The following is a 23,358-nucleotide window of genomic DNA, read 5'->3' as shown; positions in this document are numbered from 1 at the left end:
TGTCACGGCCTCATGACGCTGGCCGAGCGTTCTCCGAAAGGCAGCGGATGCACGATTTCCTTCTTTTGCGCCACCGGCGCAAAGCCGAGCTTCTGGTAGAGCGGCAAAGCCGCCGGATGATCGAGCGTGCAGGTCTGCACTGTCACCCGCTTTGGCCCGTACGACCACGCGGCTGCGATCGCCGCCCCCAGGAACCAGCGGCCGATGCCTTGCCCGGTCGCATGTTCCATCATGCCGAAATAGGCGAGCTCGACTTCTTCCGGCAGATGCGGCTTGAGGTCGAAGAAGCCGGCCGGCGCACCGTCGAGGTAGAGCACCCTGATGTCGCGGTCCTCGCGGTGGATGCCGGCCGAAAGCTCCTCGTCATCCAGCCTCAGCACGTTGACCCAGTGCCATTTGCGTCCCACCCGGTCCATCAAATAGCGGTAGAAATGCAGGGGAATGTCCTTGGTCTTCAGCAGCGCGACCTGACGGTTGTAGGGCACCGGCGGCGAGTAGGCCGGCGGCACATGCATCTCGAGGAACGTCACCGTGACATCGATGTCTTCCAGCGCGCCGTTTTCCATCGTCTTCATTCCTTGCCGGTCACGACGGGCGTGTCGGAGAGCCCACCCCACTCCGTCCATGAACCGTCGTAGAGTCTGTTGTCGGTATGGCCAAGCGTTTCCAGCGCCAGCGTCGCCACCGCGGCTGTAATGCCGGAACCACACGAGGTGATGACGGGTTTCGACAGATCGATGCCGGCCGCCTCGATCACCTTGCGCAAGCGGTCCTTCGACAGCAGCTCGCCGTTTTCCGACAGCGCCGAGTAGGGCAGATTGCGCGCGCCAGGCATATGGCCGGAGCGGATACCGGCGCGCGGCTCGGGCTCCATGCCGGCAAAGCGGCCCGGTCCACGGGCGTCGGCGATCTGGCTTTCCCCGGTATCGACGATCCGGCGCATGTCGGCGAGGCTGGCGACGCGACCGGCGTCGAAATCGGCATGAAACACACTTGGCGCGATCCTGGTCGGCTCGGCCGTTACCGGCCGGCCGGCCGCTTTCCAGCCATCGAAGCCGCCGTCCAGAATATAGGTCTGGAACACGCCCATCACTCGGAACATCCACCACGCCCGAGGCGCCGAGAAGAAGCCCGGACCATCATAGATGACGATGGTGTCGTCGGCCGAAACGCCCATCGACCCGACATATTGGGCAAAATGCTGCGGTGACGGCAGCGTATGCGGCAGCGGCGAATCCGGGTCCGAAACCGCGTCCTGGTCCAGAAATCGTGCGCCCGGAATGTGGGCCGCGCCGTACTCGCCGCGCGCATCGCGCTTTTGCGCCGGGAGATACCAGGATGCGTCGATGATCGTCAGGCCCGGCTCGCCGAGGCGCTGCTGCAGCCAATCCGCGTCGACGGTGAAAGGACTGTCCTCGGCCATTTTCTCTCCTGCTCGCCGTCTGGCGGTGATTGTCCGATTAAAGTGCGTCGCGTTGAAGCGGATTCAAGGGACGCGCTTTAAGTCTTTGTTCTCATGCATGTCGTTGACCCAACATAGAGGCCACTTTCTTGGGCGACATGCATCAGGTCGCCGGCATCGGGCCGAAGCGGATGCGGAAGCGTCTGTTTTCACGGCCCTTCTTCTCGATCTTGCCGATATGGATTTCGCCGACCTCACCAGTGCTTTTGACATGGGTGCCGCCACAGGGCTGGCTATCGACCGAAGCGTTGTCACCGATGCAGACCAGGCGGATCTTACCGGTGCCAACCGGCGGCCGGACATTCTTGGATTTCACCAGGCCCGGGTTGGCGGTCAGCTCCTCGTCGCTGATCAGCCTGGTGAAGATCGGGTGATCGGCCCGCACCAGATCCATCAGGCTCGCCGTTACGTCTTCCCTGGTGAAGCTGGCGTCGGGAATATCGAAATCGACGCGGCTGTCATCCTCGGAAACGGACGCACCCGTGATCGGGAACGGGCAGACCACAGTGAGCAGGTGGCAGGCCGCGTGCATGCGCATCAAAAGATGCCGGCGGTCCCAGTCGATCGCCAGGCTCAAGCGTTCACCGACGTCTGGAACCCTCTGCTCCAATGCCGGCACATGGATGATCTCGTCCTTGGTCTCGCCCGTAATGGTGGCGGCGATGGCGATGCGGCTGCCGTCGGCACGCTCCAGATGACCGATATCGCCCGGCTGGCCGCCCGATGTGGCGTAGAAGATCGTCCGGTCGAGAATGATGCCGCCGCGGTCGTTGACGGCAATGATTGTGGCGTCCGCGGTGCGCAGATAGGCGTCGTCGCGAAACAGCGCTTCGGTCCTGTGCGCCATCACGCGACCTTTTCGAACGGCACAGAAATCGTGCTCCGCTGCTCCATCCAGCCCGGTATCGGCAGGTTCTTCTCGCGCAGGAATTCCGGGTTGAACAGCTTCGATTGATAGCGCGTGCCATAGTCGCAAAGAACAGTCACGATGGTGTGGCCGGGGCCCAGTTCGCGCGCCAGCCGGATCGCGCCGGCAATGTTGATGCCGGTCGAGCCGCCGACGCAAAGTCCTTCTTCCTGGATTAGGTCGAAGACGATCGGCAGCGCATCCTCGTCCAGGATCTGGAACGAAAAATCCGGCGTGAAGCCATCGAGATTGGCGGTGATGCGCCCCTGCCCGATGCCTTCGGTGATCGAGCTGCCTTCGGACTTCAACTCACCGCTGGTGTAGAAACTGTAGAGCGCGGCTCCCAGCGGATCGGCCAGCGCGATCTTGACGTCCTTGCTCCTGGCCTTCAATCCGAAGGCGACGCCGGCCAGCGTTCCACCCGAACCGACTGCCGAGACAAAACCGTCGACCTTGCCGCCGGTCTGGTTCCAGATTTCCTCCGCCGTGGTGCGGATATGACCGTCACGGTTGGCGACATTGTCGAACTGGTTGGCCCAGATGGCGCCGTTCGGCTCCGTCCGCGCCATCTGCTCGGCCAGCCGCCCCGACAATTTCACGTAATTGTTGGGATTCTTGTAAGGGACCGCGGGCACCTCGATCAGCTCGGCGCCGAGCAGTCTGATGGTGTCCTTCTTTTCCTGGCTCTGCGTGTCTGGAATGACGATGACCGTGCGATATCCCAGCGCCTTTGCGACCAGCGTCAGCCCAATGCCGGTATTGCCGGCCGTTCCCTCGACGATCACACCGCCGGGCTTCAGCAGCCCGCGCTGCTCGGCGTCGCGGATGATGAACAAGCCGGCGCGATCTTTGACCGACTGGCCTGGATTCATGAACTCGGCCTTGCCCAGGATCTCGCAGCCGGTTTGTTCAGACGCTTTGTTGAGGCGGATCAGAGGCGTGTTGCCGATCGCGTCGATCACAGAACGGGGCATTCAGGATTCCTTGTGCAGCTGTGCCGAAACCGTAGAAACCCGAAGCTTCGGTTTCAAGGCAAGAATTTGTCTGGACCAGTCGCATTTGCGGCATTGTTATCGCGGCCGACGCTTCTCAATATCGCCTTCATGCGCCACAGTTCATTTCCTCACTGTGATGAAAGCACTCTTTTCATTCGATTTCTTCATCGCTAGAGCAAGGTACGAGCAAGTCGACAGGGCGCAGCATGACACTCTATCGGGCCAATCCGAAGCACGGCGTCGCCTGGATCACGGGCGGCAGCAGCGGCATTGGCCGTTCGCTGGCCAGGGATCTTGCGGCCCAGGGCTATACCGTCGCGGTGACGGCGCTCGACGACGATCCGATCGACACGCTTGTCGTCGAGACCGCGCAGATGCCGGGCAGTGTCACGGCCTTTCCCTGCGATGTCACCGACGAGCCGCGCATGGCAAGGACGGTCGCCACGATCGAGAAGGAACTCGGGCCCATCGTGCTCGCCGTCTTCAATGCGGGGAACTACATTTCGACGCCGGGTGAAAATCTTGTCGTCAACGACTTTCGCCGGTCCTTCGATGTCAACTATTTCGGCATCATCAACGGCCTGGTGCCGGTCATCCAGCGCATGCGTGTGCGGGCGCGCGGCCACGTCGTGCTGGTCGGCTCGGTCACAGCCTATTTCGGCTGGCCGACCACGGCCGCCTATGGCGGCACCAAGGCGGCGATCAACATCCTGGCCGAGTCGCTGAAATACGACTTCGACAAGATGAATGTGCGTGTCCAGGTGATCAACCCAGGCTTCATCGACACCGCTCTTACAGAGAAGAACATGCTGCCGATGCCGGGGCTGATGCCAGTCAGCCGCGCGACGCGCCGCATGGCGCGGGGCATCAAGTCCGGCGGCTTCGAAGTCACCTTCCCGCGCCGGCTGAGCTGGCCCCTGAAAGTGCTCAGCCTGCTGCCGAGGCCGTTGCGCAGTGGGGTGATCAGCCTGATGACCAGCTGGAAGGCGCGGCCGCTGCACTACGACCGCAAGCCCCAAAGCGAATAGAACGCCATCGAGATTGGCAGGCTCCCTCTCCGGGGCATGGCGTTGCCCGATAGTGACCGCCGCCATAGGTTGAGAAATTGTTCTTTGGAGTCTGCGATGGGGCGACGGATCGTGCTTGCTGTGCTTGGCCTTGTCGTTGTCCTCGCACTGGCTTTCGTGCTTGGCCCGCGCGTACCCGTCGACACCACGATCCGTTTCGATCCCTCGGTCATCGGCGACGATCCGCAGGCCTATGTGGCGAAGACAGAGGCTGCCATACCCGGAATCCGTGACGGGCTGGAGAAAGAGATCGTCTGGGCCAATCCGATGGTGCATGCCAGGACGCCGCTGTCGATCGTCTATATCCACGGCTTTTCCGCATCGAAGGGCGAGGTCCGCCCGCTGTCGGACGAGGTGGCCGACCAGCTCGACGCCAATCTGTTCTACACCCGCCTTACCGGTCACGGGCAGGACGGCGCGGCGATGACGCAAGGCAGCGTCAATGCCTGGATCAACGACTATGAGGAGGCGCTCGCCATCGGCAGGGCGATTGGCGACAAGGTGATCGTCATCTCGACCTCGACAGGCGGCTCGCTGGCGACATGGGCTGCAACGCAGCCGGGCGCATCGGACGGGGTGGCGGCGATTGCGTTCATCTCGCCGAATTTCGGCGTCAGGGCCTCCGGCGCCGAACTGCTGACCATGCCCTGGGGCAAGCAGATTGCCGAGCTCGTCGGCGGCAAGGAGCGCAGCTTTCCGACCCGCAACGCCCTGCACGAGAAATTCTGGACGCACAAATATCCGATGGCCGCGACACTGCCGATGGCGGCGCTGACGGAGCTCGCCTACGCCGCGCCGGTGGAAAAGGCGACCATACCGGCCCTCTTCATCTTCTCGGATTCCGACGAGGTAGTGCGCGAGGACCGCACCCGCGAAATCGCCGGGCGCTGGGGCGCGCCGCATGAACTGGTGCCGGTCGACGACACTGGCGATCCCGACCACCACGTCATCGCCGGCGACGCGCTGTCGCCTTCGACCACGGCCTATCTCGCGCAAAGGATCGCTGTCTGGGTCGAGGCGGTGGCCAAATAGCCTCCTGACGAAAAAGGGCGACCGAAGTATCGCTTCGGCTGCCCTTTCCTTGTCAGTCACGGCAATCAGCCAGCCTGAGCTTGGCCGACCAAAACGCTGTCAGGCTTACGCAGCCCGCGCCGCCGGACGCTTGCCGCCGAAGCGGCGCTTGTTGTTGCCCTTGAAAGGCTTGGCGCCTTCCGGCTTGCGCTCGCCAGCGAAGGCCGGCTTGTCGCCGAAGCGCTTCTTGCCGAAGCCATTGCCCTTGTTCTCGCCACCCGGCCGCCTGCCGTCACGACGACCATTGCGGTCGTTGCGGTCATTGGCGGGCTCGAAGCGCTCGTTCTTTTCAGCCGGATTGCGCAGCGGATCAGGGCTGCCGAGATGGTCGGCAACGATCGGCAGTTTGGTGCGGATGATGCGCTCGACCTGACGCAGCTTGCTGTTCTCCGAAGGATCGCACAGCGTGATGGCGATGCCGTCCATGCCGTTGCGGCCGGTCCGGCCGATGCGGTGGACATAGCTTTCGGCTTCGTCCGGCAGGTCGAAATTCACGACATGGCTGATTCCGGGCACATCGATGCCGCGCGCCGCAATGTCGGTAGCCACCAGAATGCGCACCGAGCCCTCACGGAAATCGTTCAGCGCCTTCTGACGAGCATTCTGCGACTTGTTGCCGTGAATGACGGCGGCCTTGAAGCCGTCGCGCTCGAGGTCCTTGGTCACCCTGTCGGCACCGTGCTTGGTGCGCGAAAAGATGATGACGGACTTCATCGCCTCGTCGGCGAGCATCGTCGACAGCACCTGGCGCTTCTGCTTGGTGCGGGCAAAGACGACGCCCTGCACGATCTCGGCGGCCGCGGTGCTTTGCGGCGCGACTTCGACGCGGATCGGGTTCTTCAGCAGACCCTTGGCCAGGTCGGCGATTTCATTGGGCATGGTCGCGGAGAACAGCACCGTCTGACGGTCGGGCGCAGTCGCCTTGGCGATGCGCTTGACGTCGTTGATGAAGCCCATGTCGAGCATGCGGTCGCCCTCGTCCAGCACCAGCCATTTGGTGTCGGCAAGCATGAGGTCGCCTTCGCGCACCAGATCGGTCAGGCGACCGGGCGTTGCAATCAGGATGTCGACGCCGGGCGCGACCTTCTTCACCTGGCTGAAGCGCGAGACGCCACCCAGCACAAGTGCGGTCGAGACATGCGCGCCCTTGGCGAGGATCTTGATGGTGTCCTCGATCTGCACGGCAAGTTCGCGCGTCGGCGCCAGGATCAGCGCACGGGCCGTCTTCGGCCGGCGCTTGGTGCCGAGAGCGATGATCTTCGACAGGATGGGCAGCGCGAAGGCAGCCGTCTTTCCGGAACCGGTCTGGGCGATGCCGAAAATGTCACGGCCTTCCATCTGCGGCGGGATCGCCTGCGCCTGGATCGGCTTCGGATCGGTAAAGCCGGCGGCATGGGTCGCCTTGAGCAGCGCACCCGTAATTCCCAGTGCTGCGAAACCGGAGAGTTCCCCAGTTTTATCAGCAAGCAAAGTGTTTTCGTTGGTCAAAATATTCTTCTTTCACGCGGCCCCTGGCCGCAAACATCAATGGCGGCAGGGCGCAACCTGCCGTCGGATAAATTGTCATGGAACGACAAGGCGGCGGACGGTTTCGTCCGCGCGGCTGCGCTGTCGTGCCCGCAGGCATCATGCCACGGGGCTTTTTCGCCACTTTGTGATGTACCGGAAAGGGGCCGATATACCGGAAAGAGGGAAAACAGACGCAACCAGTCTCATTTGTCGAGAAGGCCGGATTGTTCCCGGCCCAAGCGCCTATGTCGCCGCATATGGCCCAGTTCGCGGCCAAATGCAAGGGGCGTCATGCTGCAGCGCAACAAAACCATGGCGCAAGCGGTGCTTGCGCTCCCTTGCCGGCACGATTACCACGAAATACCGCTGGCTTGGGAGGTAACCGATGAAGGACGTGCTGAAGGAACTCGAGCGCCGCCGCGACATCGCCCGCATGGGTGGCGGCCAGGCCCGCATCGATGCACAGCACAAGAAGGGCAAACTCACCGCGCGCGAACGCATCGAGGTGTTTCTCGACGAGGGCTCGTTCGAGGAATTCGACATGTATGTCGAGCACCGCTCGACCGATTTCGGCATGGAGAAGACCAAGATCGCCGGCGACGGTGTGGTCACCGGCTGGGGCACCGTCAACGGCCGCCCAGTCTATCTCTTCGCCAAGGACTTCACCGTGTTCGGCGGTTCGCTGTCGGAAGCGCATGCCGAAAAGGTCATCAAGGTGCAGGAGATGGCGCTACGCAACCGCGCGCCGATCATCGGCCTCTACGATGCCGGCGGCGCGCGCATCCAGGAAGGCGTGGCCGCACTGGGCGGCTATGCCGAGATCTTTCAGCGCAACGTGCTCGCCTCCGGTGTCATTCCGCAGATTTCGCTGATCATGGGCCCTTGCGCCGGCGGCGACGTCTATTCGCCGGCGATGACCGACTTCATCTTCATGGTGCGCGACACCTCCTACATGTTCGTCACCGGACCGGATGTGGTGAAGACCGTCACCAACGAGACGGTAACCGCCGAGAGCCTCGGCGGCGCCTCCGTTCACACGACGAAATCCTCGATCGCCGACGGCGCTTACGACAATGACGTCGAGGCGCTGCTGCAGATGCGCCGGCTGGTCGACCTGCTGCCGGCCTCCAACACATCGGAGCTCCCGGAGATCGAATGCTATCAGTCGGTCACCGACCATGATCAGTCGCTCGACCGGCTGATTCCCGACAACGCCAACAAGCCGTACGACATCAAGGAGTTGATCCTTAAAGTCGCCGACGAAGGCGACTTCTTCGAGATCCAGCAGAATTTCGCCAAGAACATCGTCACCGGGTTCGGACGGGTCGAGGGCCGCACCGTCGGCTTCGTCGCCAACCAGCCGATGGTGCTGGCCGGCGTGCTCGATTCAGACGCCAGCCGCAAGGCGGCGCGTTTCGTGCGCTTCTGCGACTGCTTCTCGATCCCGATCGTCACCTTCGTCGATGTCCCCGGCTTCCTGCCCGGCACCGCTCAGGAATATGGAGGGCTGATCAAGCATGGCGCGAAACTCCTATTCGCCTATGCCGAGGCGACCGTGCCGAAGATCACCGTCATCACCCGCAAAGCCTATGGCGGCGCCTATGACGTGATGGCGTCAAAGCATCTGCGTGGCGACATGAACTATGCCTGGCCGACAGCGCAGATCGCCGTGATGGGCGCCAGGGGCGCGGTCGAGATCATCTACCGCAAGGACATCGGTGATGCTGAAAAGATTGCAGCCCATACAAAGGCTTACGAAGATCGCTTCCTGTCGCCCTTTGTCGCCGCCGAGCGCGGCTATGTCGATGAGGTGATTATGCCGCACTCGACCCGTCGCCGCATCGCGCGCGCGCTCCGGATGCTGCGCAACAAGGACATGCAGAACCCCTGGAAGAAGCACGACAACATCCCGCTGTGAGGCGCTGATGTCGCGCCTGGTCCTTTCTATGGGAACGAGCTTCGGCAGGTTTGCCATCCTGCTTTTTGCCCTGCCGCTTTTCTGCCCTGTGCTGCTGTGGCTGTTGTTGCTCGACCGAAATCCGCTCGCGGTTATCGCGGGCGGGGTTATTGCCATACCGGCCGCAATGCTGGCTTTTGTTTTGTTGATCGGAGCATTGTTCGCCGGCTTTCGATCCAGCCAGGTACAAGGCATCTCCCAGCACTCGGCTCCCAAATTGTGGGCTGTGTGGGAAGGTGTTGCTGGCAAACATCGTGCCGGCCGAACAACGATCGTGCTGAGCGACAACCTCAACGCCAGTATAGGGGAAGAGCGTCCGTTTCTCGGCCTGCTTGGTCGTCGGGTGATCTTGATGGTCGGTATTCCGTTGCTTGCGGTGACCGACGACAAGGCGTTTGCGGCGATCTTGGCCCATGAGGACGCGCATCTGAGAAACAGAGATACAAACGGCGGACTCAATCTTGCCGAACTCGACAAAAGCTTCGACTTGATCTTCGACTACGCCCCTCCGGGGAGGACCGTTTCCGGCAGTTTGTTTTACTGGTTGCTCAGTCCACTGTCATCCGCCATGGAACGCGAAGGAATACGGTTGTCACGACGGGCGGAGATCGATGCCGATCGTCATGCAGCGACGTCCGGCGATGCATACCAGGCAGCGCGTGCGCTGCTGCTGATCGGCGCAGCCGACGCGTTCTTCGAGCATCGGGTTTATGATCCACTCAAGCGTGAATTGCTTGGCACGATGGTTCCACCTCCTCCACCGCTCGATAGAGTTTTGAGGGCAGCCAAGGAACTGACGAGCCACTCCATCCTGCAAGAGTATGCTCAAAAGGCCTGGGATGCCCCAGACAACGAAAGTGCCGATCATCCGCCATGGTCCGAACGTCTGGCTGCGCTCGGATATAGCTCGGTCCCTGCGATGGAGCCGGTTTTGGTTTCAGCCCTTTCCAGCCTTTTGAGCAATGAAGTTGTTACCGAGCGCGTTCATCATTTCGATGGTGAATGGACATCGAAGGTCGCCGACCATCTTGATCGATAGATAGCCACCCGGATTGTTTCTGGGAGCGGCTACTCCTCTTCCGCCGCGCCAAATCCTGCCCCCATGGTGGCACGGACGGAACTGCCCCAGGGCGTCGCGTGGTTGTCGATGCGCATCTGGAAGATGAAATAGGTCGGCGAGCAGAAGCCGATACCCTTGATCTTACCGATGCCAGGCGTATCGGGCGGCAGCGATTGGCACATATAGTCCTCGCGGCAGAAATGATCGGCCGAACAAGCCGGCCGGTTGCCGCGGTTGACGGCGCCGCCAAGGCATTGGTCGAAATTGTTGGTGGCCACGCAGATGTCGAATTTCTTGCCGCCGACCAGCCCGCAGATCTCGTTCGGCATCGGCTTGCCGGATTTGAAGGCCGCGAAGGCGCGGTCTTTGTCGCCGCAGCCGCGATAAGCGATGCCGCCAGGCACGCCGATCTTCGGCGGACGGCAGGTGTAGGCAGTGCGCGAGACATCCTGCGCAAAGGCCGCGAACTGGCCTGATATTTTGAAGCGGTCGTTGAAAGGCTGCGTTGCGTTGCTGGCGATCGATCCGGTCAGGCAGGGATGGCCGGAAAACATGTCGGGACTGTCCTTGGGCAGCAGGCATTGCGCCAGCTTCGTCCGCACACCCGAAGCGCTGGCTAGCGGCGTGCAGATGGTGCCGCCACCGCACTGCCAGGTCTTGCCGAAGCGTGCGGCATCGTCCGGCATCAGGCACGGCATTGCCATCTCTGCCGGCGCGTAGTCAATCGCGCCGGCGTCCGTCCAGGCTGCCGGTGGTGCAAAGGAGAGCGGGCGGAAGCGGTTCGGCTCCTTGCCTTGCGCCATGGCGCGCAGCCAGGCCTGGCGGCGCGGGATCTCGGCGTGAAGATGCGGCGAAATGCCGACCTCGATGCGGTTGAGCGGCGAGGTCGTCTTGTCGTCGAGGCCGATGAAATGGAAACCGGCGGTGGAACCAGCCTGATGGCAACCCTGGCAGGCGCCATTGTCCAGCCGTTCGATGAGAGCTTCCGGCGTGCTCAGCAGTTTGAGCCCGGAATAGTCGAGCGATGCGAATTCCCCGGGCTGAAGCAGCGGCGTGAACGGGTGGTTGGCCTGCCGCGCGCTGCCGAAGGTCGACCACGAGATGACCTTCCTGGCCAGGAATTCGTCGGGGATTTCGTAGACGCCTTCGTCGACGGCCGGCAGGTTGGCGCTGACATAGGCCGCCAGCCTTGCCTTCAGCGCCGCGTCTTGCGACAGCCGTGCGGCATCCGGCGTGTTCTCCAGCGGCTTCTCGCTGACGGTACCGCCATCGATGCCGAATATCCGCATGAGATAGGCGGCCTGGCCGCCGAACTCGGTTTCCTGGCCAGAGGGAAAGCGCACCACCTGGGCGTTGAGCTCCAGCTGCTTGAAGGTCAGCCCGGCCTTCTCCAGCGGACCGCCAGTCAGCCAGCCAGCATCGACGGTCTCGTCAAGCTGTGGCGTCCAGCGTCCGGCAACGCCGACGCAGCCGCCGTCGGCATCGGGCGCCGCGCTGTAGACGGCGTTGAAATTGAACGGCAGACGCGACGCCAGCAGCTTGCCGTTTTTCCGGAAACTGTAGGCAAGGCGGTAGATGAAGCGCACCTCGCCGCAGCTCTTGTCACCCAGCACGGCGGCGAAGTCGCGACGGTCGAGCCGGTTGACGACGCTGACCAGCCGGAAGCGCGCGGCATCAGTCTTCAGCCAGCGCATGTCCATGATGCGGCCGACATTGCCGTCGGTCACCTCATAGAGCGGCCGCCCGCCGGCCTTCATGTCGGCGCGCAGTGCGGCAACATCCGATGCCACCGTGTCGACGACAGCGTGATAGGCCGGCGCCTTGTCGTAGAGGGTTTTCAGATCGCCCTCGCCCGCCGCGCCAAAAAGGCCGGCAAAGCCGTAGCCCTTGGCATCGAGCGCGGCGAGCACTGCCGGGTCGTCGACGATCGTCACCGGCTGCTCAGAGGCATTTGCGGACTGTGTCGCCAATGCCGCCATGACGATTGAGGTGAAAAGGACAGCAAGGCGTCTCATCGAAGGTCCGGTTGGCTTTCGACCAACTCACGCAACACCGGCACCAGAGCCAACGGCAGATCCTCGGCGATCAACCCTGGACCGAAGCGCTTGCCGGCCTCGGCATGGATCCAGACTGCGGCGCAGGCGGCGTGGAAGGCCCGCATGCCTTGCGCCAGCAGCGCGGCAACGATGCCTGCCAACACGTCGCCCGAACCGGCGGTGGCAAGCCAGGGCGCGCCGTTGGCGTTGATCGCCGCCCGGCCGTCCGGTGCCGCGATGACGGTGTCGGCGCCCTTGTAGACGATGACGGCATTGGCACGCACGGCGGCTGCGCGGGCCTTGGCAACCTTTGACTGCTTCTTCGATTTGGCAATGTCTGGAAAAAGCCTGGCGAATTCGCCTTCATGCGGCGTCAGCACCAGGGCCGGTGCGAAGGTTCGATGGGCGGCTTCAAAGAGAACATCTGGAGCGTCGCGAAATGAGGTGAGGCCATCGGCATCGAGCACAACACCTCCAAACAAGCCCATGCGTTCGAAATCGTAGTGGCGATCCTGCATAAGCAGCCGCAAAGCAAAATTCCGGGCTTTTTCGCCACCACCGAATCCAGGGCCGAGAACGAATGACGTGTGTTGCCTGTCATTGATGAATTCGCCTACTTCATCGATGGTGTCGGCCTTGCGCAACATGATCGACGTCAGATGCGCGGCGTTTACCTGCATGGCATCCCCAGGCGACAGCAGGGTCACCGCCCCTGCCCCGCTTCGGGCCGCGGCCATGGCCGACAGCCGCGCCGCACCCGTCGCGCTCGGTCCGCCCGAAAAAACACAGACGTGGCCGCGCTTGTACTTGTGCGTATCGATAGCCGGGCTCGGCAAATAGTGTAGCCAGAGCTCTGGTGTGTTTTCGAACGTCGCTATCTTGAGCTGGTCGACGGTCGCATCGGGGATGCCGATATCGGCTACAATGATTTCGCCACACAGGTCGCGCCCTGGCAACAAGAGGTGACCGGGCTTCTTCCGGACGAAAGTGACCGTGATATCAGCTTTGAAGTAGGCAGTGGCCAGCCCAGTTTCACCCGACACACCCGACGGCAGATCGATCGAGACCACCGGCACGCGTTCCGCGCTGCTGAGACCCGAGACGGCCGATGCACTTAGAGAAATTTTCTTCGACAACCCTGCGCCGTAGAGCGCATCCACGATGACTTCACCCTCTCTCGGGTGACAATTGCCAAGATGATTTACGGGCAAGCTGCAAGCTTCGGCAGCCAACGCCGCATCGCTGCCGGGTTTCTGCTTGCCTTCGGCCCAGACGGCCACATTGACGCCGGCCTTAGCAAGCAATTGGGCCACGACATAACCATCGCCGCCATTGTTGCCGGGACCGCACAGCACATGGACCTGTGTCGCCAAGGGATAACGCGCCAGCACAACGGCCGCGACCGCCTCGCCGGCACGACTCATCAGCCCGAAGCCATCGACCGGACCAGCGGCAATCGTCAGCCGATCGGCCTCGCTCATTTCGGCCGGGGAAAGAAGTTCGTTGCTCATGGATTGCCGATCCGCATTCGATCAAGCATTGTCCAATTTTCGATCCGAAGCAAACAAAGGGGAGTTGGCGAAATTTGCGGCCATATCGTTGGGATGAAGGCATCGCAGGCACAAAACTGCCCGCTGAATGAGCGATATGCCTAATTATTATGCGGATGCACATGCTGGCGCCCTGTCGGCTCCAGCAGCCCATGCCGCACCTGATGCAGCGAATGACGCGAATTTGCTTCCCGGTGCGGCGCGGCTTTGAAATCGTATGAGACCGCTTCAAATCCGTCCAATTGGCACAGTTCGTGCTTGATGGAGGCGCAAGCGGGGGTTCACAACCCGTTTTTTTGGCAGTGGAGGCCACTTTTTACATGAAAAAGATCGAAGCGATCATCAAGCCATTCAAGCTGGACGAAGTGAAGGAAGCGCTTCAGGAGGCCGGACTGCAAGGCATCACCGTCACCGAGGCCAAAGGCTTCGGTCGCCAGAAAGGCCATACCGAACTCTACCGCGGGGCCGAATATGTCGTCGATTTTCTGCCCAAGGTGAAGATCGAGGTCGTGCTTGGCGACGACGCGGTCGAAGGCGCGATCGAAGCCATCCGCAAGGCGGCCCAGACAGGCCGTATCGGCGACGGCAAGATCTTCGTGTCCAACATCGAGGAAGTCGTGCGAATCCGCACTGGCGAAACCGGCATGGACGCGGTCTGATCCGACCCGCCCATCCGCCTGAAAACCGTCATCATCAAAAAACGTCATCAAACAGGGATACATGACATGACGACAGCCAAAGACATCATGAAGCAGATCAAGGACAACGACGTGAAATTCGTCGACCTGCGCTTCACCGACCCGAAGGGCAAGCTGCAACACGTGACGATGGATGTCATCGAGGTCGAGGAAGACATGTTCGCTGATGGCGTCATGTTCGACGGCTCTTCGATTGCCGGCTGGAAGGCCATCAACGAGTCCGACATGGTGCTGATGCCCGATCCGGACACGGTCCACATGGACCCGTTCTTCGCGCAGTCGACCATGGTCATCCTGTGCGACATCCTCGATCCGGTTTCGGGCGAATCCTACAACCGCGATCCGCGTGGCACGGCCAAGAAGGCCGAGGCCTACATGAAGTCGGAAGGCATCGGCGACCAGATCTTCGTCGGCCCGGAAGCCGAATTCTTCGTCTTCGACGATGTGAAATACAAGGCCGACCCTTACAACACCGGCTTCAAGCTTGATTCCACCGAACTGCCGTCGAACGACGACACTGACTACGAGACCGGCAATCTCGGCCACCGTCCGCGCATAAAGGGCGGCTATTTCCCGGTGCCGCCGATCGATTCCGCGCAGGATATGCGCTCAGAAATGCTGACCGTGCTCGCCGAAATGGGCGTGCGGGTCGAAAAGCACCACCACGAGGTGGCGGCCGCCCAGCACGAACTCGGCATCAAGTTCGATACGCTCGTGCGCAACGCCGACAAGATGCTGATCTACAAGTATGTCGTGCACCAGGTCGCCAACGCCTACGGCAAGACGGCGACCTTCATGCCGAAGCCGATCTTCGGCGACAATGGTTCGGGCATGCACGTCCACCAGTCGATCTGGAAGAACGGCAAGCCGACCTTCGCCGGCAATGAATATGCCGGCCTGTCGGAAAGCTGCCTGTTCTACATTGGTGGCATCATCAAGCATGCCAAGGCGATCAACGCGTTCACCAACCCGCTGACCAACTCCTACAAGCGTCTGGTGCCGGGCTACGAAGCGCCGGTGCTGCTCGCCTATTCGGCGCGCAACCGCTCGGCATCCTGCCGCATCCCGTTCGGCTCCTCGCCCAAGTCCAAGCGCGTCGAGGTCCGCTTCCCCGATCCGGGCGCGAACCCCTACCTCGCTTTCGCCGCCATGCTGATGGCCGGTCTCGACGGCATCAAGAACAAGATCCATCCCGGCCAGCCCATGGACAAGGATCTCTACGACCTGCCGCCGAAGGAGCTGAAGAAGATCCCGACCGTCTGCGGTTCGCTGCGCGAAGCGCTGCAGAGCCTCGACAAGGATCGCGGCTTCCTGAAAGCCGGCGGCGTCTTCGACGACGATCAGATCGACAGCTACATCGAGTTGAAGATGGCTGAGGTGATGCGCTTCGAAATGACCCCGCATCCTGTCGAGTACGACATGTACTACTCGGTCTAAGATTCGATATACTATTCAAGCCCTTGAAAGAGTTCCCTCTTTCAAGGGCTTTTTGCTGCGCTCAGATAGGCCCCGCCTGTACCGACAGGTCCGCGCCCATCGCGATGGACGCCCCTTTGCCATTGAGCTTTTCGGCGTGTGTGAATGCCTGGGTTGCTGAGCCCGCGTTTCATGGGCTGGCAAAAAGAGGTCGGTCGATGTTGAACATGAAAGCCAGGAGCGAGCGGCGCACTGCCTCAGGCTACAGTGACCGCTCGTCCGGCGCCCACGCCTATGCCGCCGTTCAAGTAAACCCCGCCCGTCCGAACAGCATCGCGTGACGTAACCCCAAGAGCTTCGAATACGCATGCTGCACTGCGATCTGTCAACGCCGCCAAACCGGCTGCGGACAGCCGATTCCGCAACATGAACAGATGGTTATGGAAAGGTGCGAGGTCACGGATAGTACTCAAAATGCCAGTTTTCCGGGCTTTCTGACGGACTGCCGCTGGAAACTGGAACAATGGCAGCCGAGGCTTCGACCGGATTCGCGACCGCCTAAATTGCCTGACTTTTTCTGGGTATATTTTGCCGAGGCCCGATCCGCCGGGTAACGGCGAAAAAAGAACCCCAGCTTTCGCCGGGGTTCTTGGATGGACTTGGAAAAATCTCAGACTGTCACGGCATGGACGTGAAGTCCCGATTCGAATGATTACGCGGCTGCCGAAACCTCAGCGCTCGCCGGCACCGAGGCGATCGTCTTCAGGATCTGCGATGCGATCTGGTAGGGGTCGCCCTGGGAATTCGGGCGGCGGTCTTCCAGATAGCCCTTGTAGTCGTTCTTGATGAAGGAATGCGGGACGCGGATCGAAGCACCGCGATCGGCGATGCCATAGCTGAACCTGTTCCACGGTGCGGTCTCATGCTTGCCGGTCAAACGCTTGTCGTTGTCCGGGCCGTAGACGGCGATGTGATCCATCAGGTTCTTGTCGAAGGCTGCCATCAGCGCTTCGAAATAGGCCTTGCCGCCGACGTCGCGCATATAGGCGGTCGAGAAGTTGGCGTGCATGCCCGAGCCGTTCCAGTCGGTGTCGCCGAGCGGCTTGCAATGGTATTCGATGTCGATGCCGTATTTCTCGGTCAGGCGCTGCATCAAATAGCGGGCCATCCACATCTGGTCGGCGGCCTTTTTGGAGCCCTTGCCAAAAATCTGGAATTCCCACTGGCCCTTGGCCACTTCGGCGTTGATGCCTTCGTGGTTGATGCCGGCCGCCAGGCAGAGGTCGAGATGCTCTTCGACGATTTGGCGGGCGACGGAGCCGACGTTGGAATAGCCGACGCCGGTGTAGTACGGGCCCTGCGGTGCGGGATAGCCGCTTTCCGGGAAGCCCAGTGGGCGGCCGTCCTTGTAGAAGAAATATTCCTGCTCGAAACCGAACCAGGCGCCCTCGTCATCGAGGATGGTGGCGCGCTTGTTGGAGGCATGCGGCGTGACGCCGTCTGGCATCATGACTTCGCACATGACAAGCACGCCGTTGCTGCGGGCCGGATCCGGATAGACAGCGACCGGCTTCAGCACGCAATCGGAGCTGTGGCCTTCGGCCTGCTGTGTCGACGAGCCATCAAAGCCCCACAGCGGAAGCTGCTCGAGCGTCGGGAATTCGGCGAATTCCTTGACTTGCGTCTTGCCGCGAAGGTTGGGGACCGGGGTGTATCCATCGAGCCAAATGTACTCGAGCTTGTATTTCGTCATTCTAGCCTCTCGTTGCTTGATCACCGAACACTGGACGGCGTCGACATGCGTCTGCCACCAGCAGCCGGCCTGCCGGATCACTAAAATGCAATTCGTGTGCCACTCTTGACCTGCAGGGTGCGGCAAAATTGACGCCGGATTCCATTGAAGTTGGCAAGCCGCCTAAGCAATGCGTTGAGATCAATCACAATCGCAATTCGCACAAATAATAGGCAAATACTGATCTTTTCGTAGGCATATTGCCTAACTTGATTGCAGACCTTATCTTCGAACTAGGTTGAATCGACAAGGTTCGACAGAAGAAAGGAGCCCGACAATGGAAATCATTTCCACGCGTCCGTCGGCAAAAATTCTGATGTTCCCGGCGGCAGCGCGCGTCTCTGCCTCAAATTTGAGCGGCAAGGCTAAGTTTGCGGCAGAGCTTGCCTCACTGCGCGGTGTTCGGGCGGATTTCGGCGACGGCTGGTATCACGATGCGGCGATAGAGGACGCGAAGCAGGACCGTCAAAGCTAAGCCCCTACCCTCATCGCATGACTATCATTGAAAAACCCGGCGCGATCGCTCGCGCCGGGTTTTCGTTGACTACCGAGCAGTCGTTACTGCTTGGTGTTCAGATCGGTTCCCAGCGTGTCCCTGACGAAGATCATGCCGATGACCAGCGACATCGCGGCGATGACCACCGGGTACCACAGACCAAAGTAGATATCGCCCCTGTAGGCACTGAGTGCGAACACCGTCGCCGGCAGCAGGCCACCGAACCAGCCATTGCCGATGTGATAGGGCAACGACATGCCGGTGTAGCGGATGCGGGTCGGGAACATCTCGACCAGGATTGCGGCAATCGGGCCGTAGACCATGGTCACGAACAGGACCAGGATGAACAGGATGCCGATCGTCATCGGCCAGTTGATCCCCGCCGGGTCGGCGAACATGGCGAAAGCACCGCCGCCCGGTATATTGTAGACGGTGACCTCGGGCGCACCCGCTGCCTCGTCGGCGGTCAGCAGCTTGTCCTTGATCGCCAGATCGGTCGGGACCGTCGCCTTCTCGCCGGCGCGAATGGCGGCGGCATCGAGCTTCAGTTCCGGGTTGGCGGCGACAAACGCGTCAAGCTTCTGGTCCGGGATCTTGATCGCCGCGCGCTTCAGCGGATAGCCGCCGTCCCGCAGCGACATGTTGACGGCCTTGATGAAGGCGGCGTCCTTGGCTTTCGCCTGATCGCCTGCGGCGATGGCATCGTAGGATTCCACCGTCTCGTTGCCGATCTTGACCGACGCGGCCATCCCGGCCGCGGCCGTCGACACCACGTCATAGGGAACCGAGTTCTTGGTCAGGAACGAGGTCGCGATGTCACAAGACGTCGTGAACTTCGCCGTGCCGACCGGATTGAACTGGAACTTGCAGTCGCCGGGTGCCGCCGTCACCGTCGCACGTGTGTTCTGCTGGGCCGTGGCGAGCGCCGGATTGGCGGCCCAGGTCAATGCCTTGAACAACGGGAAGGTGCAGACGATCGCCAAGGCAAGGCCCGCCATGATGATCGGCTTGCGCCCGATCTTGTCGGAGAGCCAGCCGAAGACGACGAAGAAGATCGAGCCGAGGGCGAGCGCTATGGCGATCATGATGTTGACCGACTGCGCGTCGACCTTGAGCACGTTTTGCAGGAAGAACAGCGCGTAGAACTGGCCATTGTACCAGACCACGGCCTGACCGGCGGTGAGGCCGAGCAGCGCCAGGAGCGCGATCCGGGCATTCTTCCATTGACCAAACGCTTCCGAAAGCGGCGCTTTGGAGCCCTTGCCCTCATCCTTCATGCGCTGGAAGGTCGGCGATTCGGAGAGCGAAAGCCGGATCCAGATCGAGATGCCGAGCAGCAGGAAGGAGACGATGAACGGAATGCGCCAACCCCAGGAGGCGTAGGTTTCCTTGCTCATCGAACCCTGGACGATCAGGATGACGACCAGCGAGAGGAACAGGCCGAGCGTTGCCGTCGTCTGGATCCACGAGGTGTAGTAGCCGCGTCGGTTGTCCGGCGCATGCTCGGCGACATAGGTGGCCGCGCCGCCATATTCGCCGCCAAGCGCCAGGCCCTGCAGCATGCGCAGGATGATCAGGATGACGGGAGCCGCGATGCCCAAAGTCGCATATCCGGGCAGCAGGCCGACCAGGAAGGTCGACAGGCCCATGATCGTCATGGTGACGAGGAACGTATATTTGCGGCCGACAAGGTCGCCGATGCGGCCGAACAGCAGCGCACCGAACGGGCGCACCAGGAAGCCGGCGGCGAACGCCAGCAGCGCGAAGATATTGCGCGTCGCTTCCGGAATGGTTGGACTGAAAAAGGTCGAACCAATGAACACCGCGAGCGAGCCGTAAAGATAGAAATCATACCATTCGAAAACGGTACCCAGCGAGGAAGCGAAGATGACCTTCTTTTCCTCCCGCGTCATGCCGCGGCTGGTTCCGCCGGCGGTCGATGCCATTGCCATAGAATTGTCCTCCCGTGAGACCTTTTCCTCGATGCTGTGCCTCATTGTCCGCGTTCTCCTCCGAACACGGACTCATGCACTGCGATCACGGAAAAAATGACAGAAAGCGCGCGCCAACGTCAGGGCGTCTTTGGGATTATGACTTTGGTATTAGGTGCGCTGCGGGATGAAGCGGAGCCAGCGGCGGAGCCGTCAGCCCTTGAGCGCTTCCAATAACCCGGCGGCAGCCATCATGTCGCGCTTGCGGGCCGAGCGGCGCGCGACCGCTTCGGCGTCCTGTCCCCAATGCTCGATCTGCCAGTCCTCGTCGACATGGCCGGCGGCCCAGGCCGCCTCGGCGTCGAGTTCGCCGAAATCGACAGCCAGTGCCAGCAGCGCCGAACCGGTCAGCGAGGTCATCACATGGATGGCAGCGAGCCGCAGCGGTTCGGCACGCTGAGCAAGATGACTTCCCAGCACGGCGATCGTTTCGCGCGGCTGCTCGACATGGATGATGCCCTCGGCGAGGTTGAAGCGAGCCCCGAGGCTGCCACGCACCCAATCAAGGACTGGGTCCCAATGTTCGTTCTGCCGCTCCACCAAGCCTTGCGGCGCATCGGCGCGGTAGCAGAGCAGATCGGACGAAGCGAAACGCAGAATGTCTTCCAGCACCGCCTGCGGATCGCTGGCGACGCCGTCGATAGCAGTGTTGACGAGGCGCATCACCGGCATCGTCACCGGGTTGATGGTTTCGCCCTGCGCTGCGAACTCGTCGGCGACGAATGCAGCCGCCGCCTCGGTCGGCAGCGCCAGCAGCGCCTTGCCTGGCGTGCGCACCGGCTTGCCGTCGAGATGCACGGCAAAGCCGTCTTCCACCGGCGCCACCGCGACGGTCTTGTAGAAGCGCTTCGGCAGAGGCGTCTTCATCTGGATCTGGGCGCGGCGCACCGGATCCGGATCGGAAAGCTGCTTGCCCGCTTCGAGGTCGTTGAGGATATCACGCATAGAAAGTCTCTCTCAAACCGGCACGAGCTTGCGCGACGGCCGGTTGACGATGATCAGGCCGGCGGCAATCAGGCCAAGTGCCAGGAAGATGCGCATGGTCAGCGGCTCATTCAAGAACATGGCGCCGCACAGCACGCCGAAAACCGGCGACAGGAAGGTGAAGCTGGACAGGCCCGAGGCCGGATAGCGCCTCAGCAGCCAGAACCAAAGCACATAGGTGAAGGCAACGACGTAGACTGCCTGGAAAAGCAGAGCCAATGTCGGCAGCACGGCAGGGTCGCGGATGGGCGAACCGGCGAGCGGCAGCACCAGTATGCCGACGACTGCCGCACCGGCGAGCTGATAAAGCAGCAGCTTCTCGGCACTCGCCTCAACCAGCTTGGACCGCTTGATGAGGATGTTGGTCAAGGCCCAGAAAAATCCGGAGCCAAGGCTCAAGAGATCGCCGAACAGCATGTCCCCGCCGCCGCCAAGCTTGTCGGAAAAGACCGCGGTAAGGCCGGCAAAGGCCAGCAGCAGGCCGAGGAGCTTGCGCAAGGTGATCTGCTCACCGAGCAGGAAGTGGCCGCCGACCAACATCCAGAACGGCATTGTGTTGACCAGCAGCGTGTTGCGGGCGACGGTCGTGTGCTCCAAGCCGACATAGAGGCAGAGGAACTCGATGCCGAACAGCGCGCCAACCGCGATACCGGCGAGCAATGTCCCGTCGCGCGTGAAAAGGGCGATGCCGCGCCAGCGGCACCAGCCGAAGACACACAGGCCGCCGATGATCGAGCGCGCGATCGACAGGAAGACAGGATCGTAACCGGCGTAGGAGATCTTGGCGGCGACGTAGTTCAACCCCCAGGAGAAGGTCAGGCCGACCATGATTGCGGCGGCGGCCATGTCGACCGTGTCGCGCCGGTCGAGCGTATCGGTCGCGCCGCTCACGATCAGTCCTCCGCGCTGGCGTCGTCGAAGCCGATCAGGTTCCAGCTCTGGCGCATATGCGGCGGCATCGGCGCGGTGACATCGATCACGCCCTTGTCCGGGTGCGGAATGATGATGCGGCGCGCATGCAAATGCAGGCGGTTCTGAATGCCACCGGGGAAATCCCAGTTGGTATCGGCCTCGAAATATTTCGGGTCGCCGATGATCGGGCAGCCGATATAGGCGGCATGAACACGAAGCTGGTGCGTGCGGCCGGTGTACGGCTCCATTTCCAGCCAGGTCATCGTCTGCGCCGCCTGCTCGATGATGCGGTAGTAGGACACGGCGTGGTCGGCGCCCTTTTCGCCATGCGCGGCGACGCGCACGCGATCGCCATCGGGCGTCGGCTCCTTGATCAGCCAGGTCGATATCTTGTCCTCGCGCTTGGGCGGCACGCCCTTGACCAGCGCCCAATAGGTCTTCTTGGTCTCGCGGGCGCGAAACGCTTCCGACAGCTTCATGGCGGCAAGCCGGGTGCGGGCGACGACCAGCACGCCCGAAGTGTCGCGGTCGAGCCGGTGGACCAGCCGCGGCTTCTCGCCCTTCTGGTTGCGCCAGGCTTCCAGCATGTCGTCGACATTGCGGGTGACGCCCGATCCGCCCTGCACCGCAAGGCCCGCCGGCTTGTTGAAGACGAAGACCTTCGGATCTTCATGGATCAGCATTTTCGCCAGGACATCGGCATCGCCCTGGTTGCGGATCGAGTGACCGGTCAGCGCGCTCTCGCCCTTCTTGTCCACCTCGAGCGGCGGAACGCGCACCATCTGGCCGGGCTCGACACGCGTGTCGGCCTTGACGCGGCCGCCATCGACGCGGATCTGGCCGGAGCGCAGCAGCTTTTGCAGGTGGCCGAAGCCAAGGCCCGGGAAATGGGTCTTGAACCAGCGGTCGAGCCGCATGCCCGCCTCGCCGGCCTCCACTGTGATCTGTTCAACGCCTGCCATATGTTTGTTCGCTTATCCGTTTCCCGAGCAGGGTTCGGCCCGCTCTCGGCGCGGCAATAACACTATGAAACGGTTCTTGCGAGCCAAAGTCCCACAAACAGGGCGATAATGGCGCCAATGACGCTGGCAAGGGCATATCCAAACGCCGGCAGCGTGGCCCCCCGCTCCCACAAAGTTGCGAAATCGAGTGAAAACGCGGAAAAGGTAGTGAAGCCGCCAAATATGCCGGTGGCGACGAACAGTCTGAGTTCGTTCGATCCGCCGCGGCGCGCCAGCGTGGCTATGAACAGGCCCATGGCGAACGAGCCGACGATGTTGATGGCCATCGTCCCCCAGGGATAGTTGGGGCCGACAAGGCGCAGTGCGCCGATGTTGGTGAGGTGACGAATGCCGGCGCCGATGCCGCCGCCGACCACAACGAGAAGCAGATTGAACATGGCCGTTTACTGCCTCCACTAGCGCGGCATGGTCAATCCCCTGAAGGTGAAGACGA

Annotated in this window: 20 protein-coding genes; 7 read left to right on the top strand and 13 right to left on the bottom strand. The window is 61.8% G+C overall.

Annotated features, from left to right (window positions below):
- Nucleotides 1–2 precede the first annotated feature (2 nt).
- From AC1DZU_RS30800 to AC1DZU_RS30785, 4 genes are all read right to left on the bottom strand, one after another.
- On the bottom strand, nt 3–566 hold the full coding sequence (locus tag AC1DZU_RS30800) for a GNAT family N-acetyltransferase (RefSeq protein ID WP_095091816.1): 564 nt from the start codon (nt 564–566) through the stop codon (nt 3–5).
- Nucleotides 567–571: 5 nt separating this feature from the next.
- Nucleotides 572–1,423 carry a 3-mercaptopyruvate sulfurtransferase gene (gene sseA, locus AC1DZU_RS30795; protein WP_477290569.1) on the bottom strand — a complete coding sequence of 284 codons (852 nt, stop codon included), beginning with the start codon at nt 1,421–1,423 and terminating at the stop codon, nt 572–574.
- Nucleotides 1,424–1,565: 142 nt separating this feature from the next.
- Nucleotides 1,566–2,309: an alanyl-tRNA editing protein gene (locus AC1DZU_RS30790; protein WP_477290567.1), complete on the bottom strand. Its 744-nt coding sequence runs from the start codon at nt 2,307–2,309 to the stop codon at nt 1,566–1,568.
- Nucleotides 2,309–3,343, bottom strand: coding sequence for a cysteine synthase A (locus tag AC1DZU_RS30785; protein ID WP_477290565.1), 1,035 nt, complete (start codon nt 3,341–3,343; stop codon nt 2,309–2,311). The genes AC1DZU_RS30790 and AC1DZU_RS30785 overlap by 1 nt, the downstream gene beginning before the upstream one ends.
- A gap of 227 nt (nt 3,344–3,570) precedes the next feature.
- On the opposite strand from AC1DZU_RS30785, the gene AC1DZU_RS30780 reads away from it, so the two are divergent.
- Both AC1DZU_RS30780 and AC1DZU_RS30775 read left to right on the top strand, forming a co-directional pair.
- Nucleotides 3,571–4,392, top strand: a complete 822-nt coding sequence (locus AC1DZU_RS30780; protein WP_477290563.1) for an SDR family oxidoreductase — start codon at nt 3,571–3,573, stop codon at nt 4,390–4,392.
- 96 nt (nt 4,393–4,488) lie between these two features.
- Entirely contained in the window at nt 4,489–5,463 is a 975-nt protein-coding gene (locus AC1DZU_RS30775) for an alpha/beta hydrolase (protein WP_477290561.1), read from the top strand.
- A 105-nt stretch (nt 5,464–5,568) separates the two neighbouring features.
- On the opposite strand, the gene AC1DZU_RS30770 is transcribed toward AC1DZU_RS30775, so the two are convergent.
- Complete coding sequence (locus AC1DZU_RS30770) at nt 5,569–6,990, bottom strand: DEAD/DEAH box helicase (protein ID WP_457153882.1); 1,422 nt, start codon at nt 6,988–6,990, stop codon at nt 5,569–5,571.
- A 406-nt stretch (nt 6,991–7,396) separates the two neighbouring features.
- Between AC1DZU_RS30770 and AC1DZU_RS30765 the strand changes: the two genes are divergently transcribed.
- Nucleotides 7,397–8,929 carry an acyl-CoA carboxylase subunit beta gene (locus AC1DZU_RS30765; RefSeq protein WP_095091646.1) on the top strand — a complete coding sequence of 511 codons (1,533 nt, stop codon included), beginning with the start codon at nt 7,397–7,399 and terminating at the stop codon, nt 8,927–8,929.
- Between the two features lie 7 nt (nt 8,930–8,936).
- Nucleotides 8,937–10,007, top strand: coding sequence for a M48 family metalloprotease (locus tag AC1DZU_RS30760; RefSeq protein ID WP_477290558.1), 1,071 nt, complete (start codon nt 8,937–8,939; stop codon nt 10,005–10,007).
- A gap of 29 nt (nt 10,008–10,036) precedes the next feature.
- Here AC1DZU_RS30760 and AC1DZU_RS30755 read toward each other — a convergent pair whose 3' ends face one another.
- Nucleotides 10,037–12,043, bottom strand: coding sequence for a hypothetical protein (locus AC1DZU_RS30755; RefSeq protein WP_477290556.1), 2,007 nt, complete (start codon nt 12,041–12,043; stop codon nt 10,037–10,039).
- Complete coding sequence (locus tag AC1DZU_RS30750) at nt 12,040–13,575, bottom strand: NAD(P)H-hydrate dehydratase (protein WP_477290554.1); 1,536 nt, start codon at nt 13,573–13,575, stop codon at nt 12,040–12,042. The genes AC1DZU_RS30755 and AC1DZU_RS30750 overlap by 4 nt, the downstream gene beginning before the upstream one ends.
- 359 nt (nt 13,576–13,934) lie before the next feature.
- Between AC1DZU_RS30750 and AC1DZU_RS30745 the strand changes: the two genes are divergently transcribed.
- Together AC1DZU_RS30745 and glnA are read left to right on the top strand one after the other, a co-directional pair.
- Entirely contained in the window at nt 13,935–14,273 is a 339-nt protein-coding gene (locus AC1DZU_RS30745) for a P-II family nitrogen regulator (protein WP_006205430.1), read from the top strand.
- Between the two features lie 66 nt (nt 14,274–14,339).
- Nucleotides 14,340–15,749: a type I glutamate--ammonia ligase gene (gene glnA / locus AC1DZU_RS30740; RefSeq protein WP_111548994.1), complete on the top strand. Its 1,410-nt coding sequence runs from the start codon at nt 14,340–14,342 to the stop codon at nt 15,747–15,749.
- A gap of 691 nt (nt 15,750–16,440) precedes the next feature.
- Here glnA and AC1DZU_RS30735 read toward each other — a convergent pair.
- On the bottom strand, nt 16,441–17,481 hold the full coding sequence (locus tag AC1DZU_RS30735) for a glutamine synthetase beta-grasp domain-containing protein (protein WP_477290552.1): 1,041 nt from the start codon (nt 17,479–17,481) through the stop codon (nt 16,441–16,443).
- A 316-nt stretch (nt 17,482–17,797) separates the two neighbouring features.
- Here AC1DZU_RS30735 and AC1DZU_RS30730 point away from each other — a divergent pair, with 316 nt between their 5' ends.
- Nucleotides 17,798–17,995 (top strand): DUF2735 domain-containing protein, encoded by a 198-nt coding sequence (locus AC1DZU_RS30730; protein WP_457155357.1) that lies wholly within the window; start codon nt 17,798–17,800, stop codon nt 17,993–17,995.
- A gap of 83 nt (nt 17,996–18,078) precedes the next feature.
- Here the strand turns inward: AC1DZU_RS30730 and AC1DZU_RS30725 are convergent, their stop codons facing one another.
- The 5 genes from AC1DZU_RS30725 to crcB form a co-directional block, all read right to left on the bottom strand.
- Complete coding sequence (locus tag AC1DZU_RS30725; RefSeq protein ID WP_477290601.1) at nt 18,079–19,968, bottom strand: MFS transporter; 1,890 nt, start codon at nt 19,966–19,968, stop codon at nt 18,079–18,081.
- A 192-nt stretch (nt 19,969–20,160) separates the two neighbouring features.
- A complete protein-coding gene (locus tag AC1DZU_RS30720; protein WP_477290549.1) occupies nt 20,161–20,952 on the bottom strand; it encodes an ATP12 family chaperone protein in 792 nt (263 codons plus the stop codon).
- Nucleotides 20,953–20,964: 12 nt separating this feature from the next.
- Nucleotides 20,965–21,837, bottom strand: coding sequence for a DMT family transporter (locus AC1DZU_RS30715; RefSeq protein ID WP_477290599.1), 873 nt, complete (start codon nt 21,835–21,837; stop codon nt 20,965–20,967).
- A gap of 47 nt (nt 21,838–21,884) precedes the next feature.
- Nucleotides 21,885–22,865, bottom strand: a complete 981-nt coding sequence (locus AC1DZU_RS30710) for an RluA family pseudouridine synthase (protein ID WP_256753646.1) — start codon at nt 22,863–22,865, stop codon at nt 21,885–21,887.
- 62 nt (nt 22,866–22,927) lie between these two features.
- Nucleotides 22,928–23,302 (bottom strand): fluoride efflux transporter CrcB, encoded by a 375-nt coding sequence (gene crcB, locus AC1DZU_RS30705; protein ID WP_477290547.1) that lies wholly within the window; start codon nt 23,300–23,302, stop codon nt 22,928–22,930.
- Nucleotides 23,303–23,358 lie beyond the last annotated feature (56 nt).

This window comes from Mesorhizobium sp. P2_A12 (assembly GCF_056405075.1).
The sequence above is the reverse complement of the archived record's forward strand: the minus strand, read 5'-3'. Positions and strand labels throughout refer to the sequence as shown.

Coding starts and splice junctions, on each gene's coding strand:
- AC1DZU_RS30800 (WP_095091816.1), bottom strand. CDS start 566: ATGGAAAACGGCGCGCTGGAAGACATCGATGTCACGGTGACGTTCCTC.
- sseA (WP_477290569.1), bottom strand. CDS start 1,423: ATGGCCGAGGACAGTCCTTTCACCGTCGACGCGGATTGGCTGCAGCAG.
- AC1DZU_RS30790 (WP_477290567.1), bottom strand. CDS start 2,309: ATGGCGCACAGGACCGAAGCGCTGTTTCGCGACGACGCCTATCTGCGC.
- AC1DZU_RS30785 (WP_477290565.1), bottom strand. CDS start 3,343: ATGCCCCGTTCTGTGATCGACGCGATCGGCAACACGCCTCTGATCCGC.
- AC1DZU_RS30780 (WP_477290563.1), top strand. CDS start 3,571: ATGACACTCTATCGGGCCAATCCGAAGCACGGCGTCGCCTGGATCACG.
- AC1DZU_RS30775 (WP_477290561.1), top strand. CDS start 4,489: ATGGGGCGACGGATCGTGCTTGCTGTGCTTGGCCTTGTCGTTGTCCTC.
- AC1DZU_RS30765 (WP_095091646.1), top strand. CDS start 7,397: ATGAAGGACGTGCTGAAGGAACTCGAGCGCCGCCGCGACATCGCCCGC.
- AC1DZU_RS30760 (WP_477290558.1), top strand. CDS start 8,937: ATGTCGCGCCTGGTCCTTTCTATGGGAACGAGCTTCGGCAGGTTTGCC.
- AC1DZU_RS30755 (WP_477290556.1), bottom strand. CDS start 12,043: ATGAGACGCCTTGCTGTCCTTTTCACCTCAATCGTCATGGCGGCATTG.
- AC1DZU_RS30750 (WP_477290554.1), bottom strand. CDS start 13,575: ATGAGCAACGAACTTCTTTCCCCGGCCGAAATGAGCGAGGCCGATCGG.
- AC1DZU_RS30745 (WP_006205430.1), top strand. CDS start 13,935: ATGAAAAAGATCGAAGCGATCATCAAGCCATTCAAGCTGGACGAAGTG.
- glnA (WP_111548994.1), top strand. CDS start 14,340: ATGACGACAGCCAAAGACATCATGAAGCAGATCAAGGACAACGACGTG.
- AC1DZU_RS30735 (WP_477290552.1), bottom strand. CDS start 17,481: ATGACGAAATACAAGCTCGAGTACATTTGGCTCGATGGATACACCCCG.
- AC1DZU_RS30730 (WP_457155357.1), top strand. CDS start 17,798: ATGGAAATCATTTCCACGCGTCCGTCGGCAAAAATTCTGATGTTCCCG.
- AC1DZU_RS30725 (WP_477290601.1), bottom strand. CDS start 19,968: ATGGCAATGGCATCGACCGCCGGCGGAACCAGCCGCGGCATGACGCGG.
- AC1DZU_RS30720 (WP_477290549.1), bottom strand. CDS start 20,952: ATGCGTGATATCCTCAACGACCTCGAAGCGGGCAAGCAGCTTTCCGAT.
- AC1DZU_RS30715 (WP_477290599.1), bottom strand. CDS start 21,837: ATGGCCGCCGCCGCAATCATGGTCGGCCTGACCTTCTCCTGGGGGTTG.
- AC1DZU_RS30710 (WP_256753646.1), bottom strand. CDS start 22,865: ATGGCAGGCGTTGAACAGATCACAGTGGAGGCCGGCGAGGCGGGCATG.
- crcB (WP_477290547.1), bottom strand. CDS start 23,302: ATGTTCAATCTGCTTCTCGTTGTGGTCGGCGGCGGCATCGGCGCCGGC.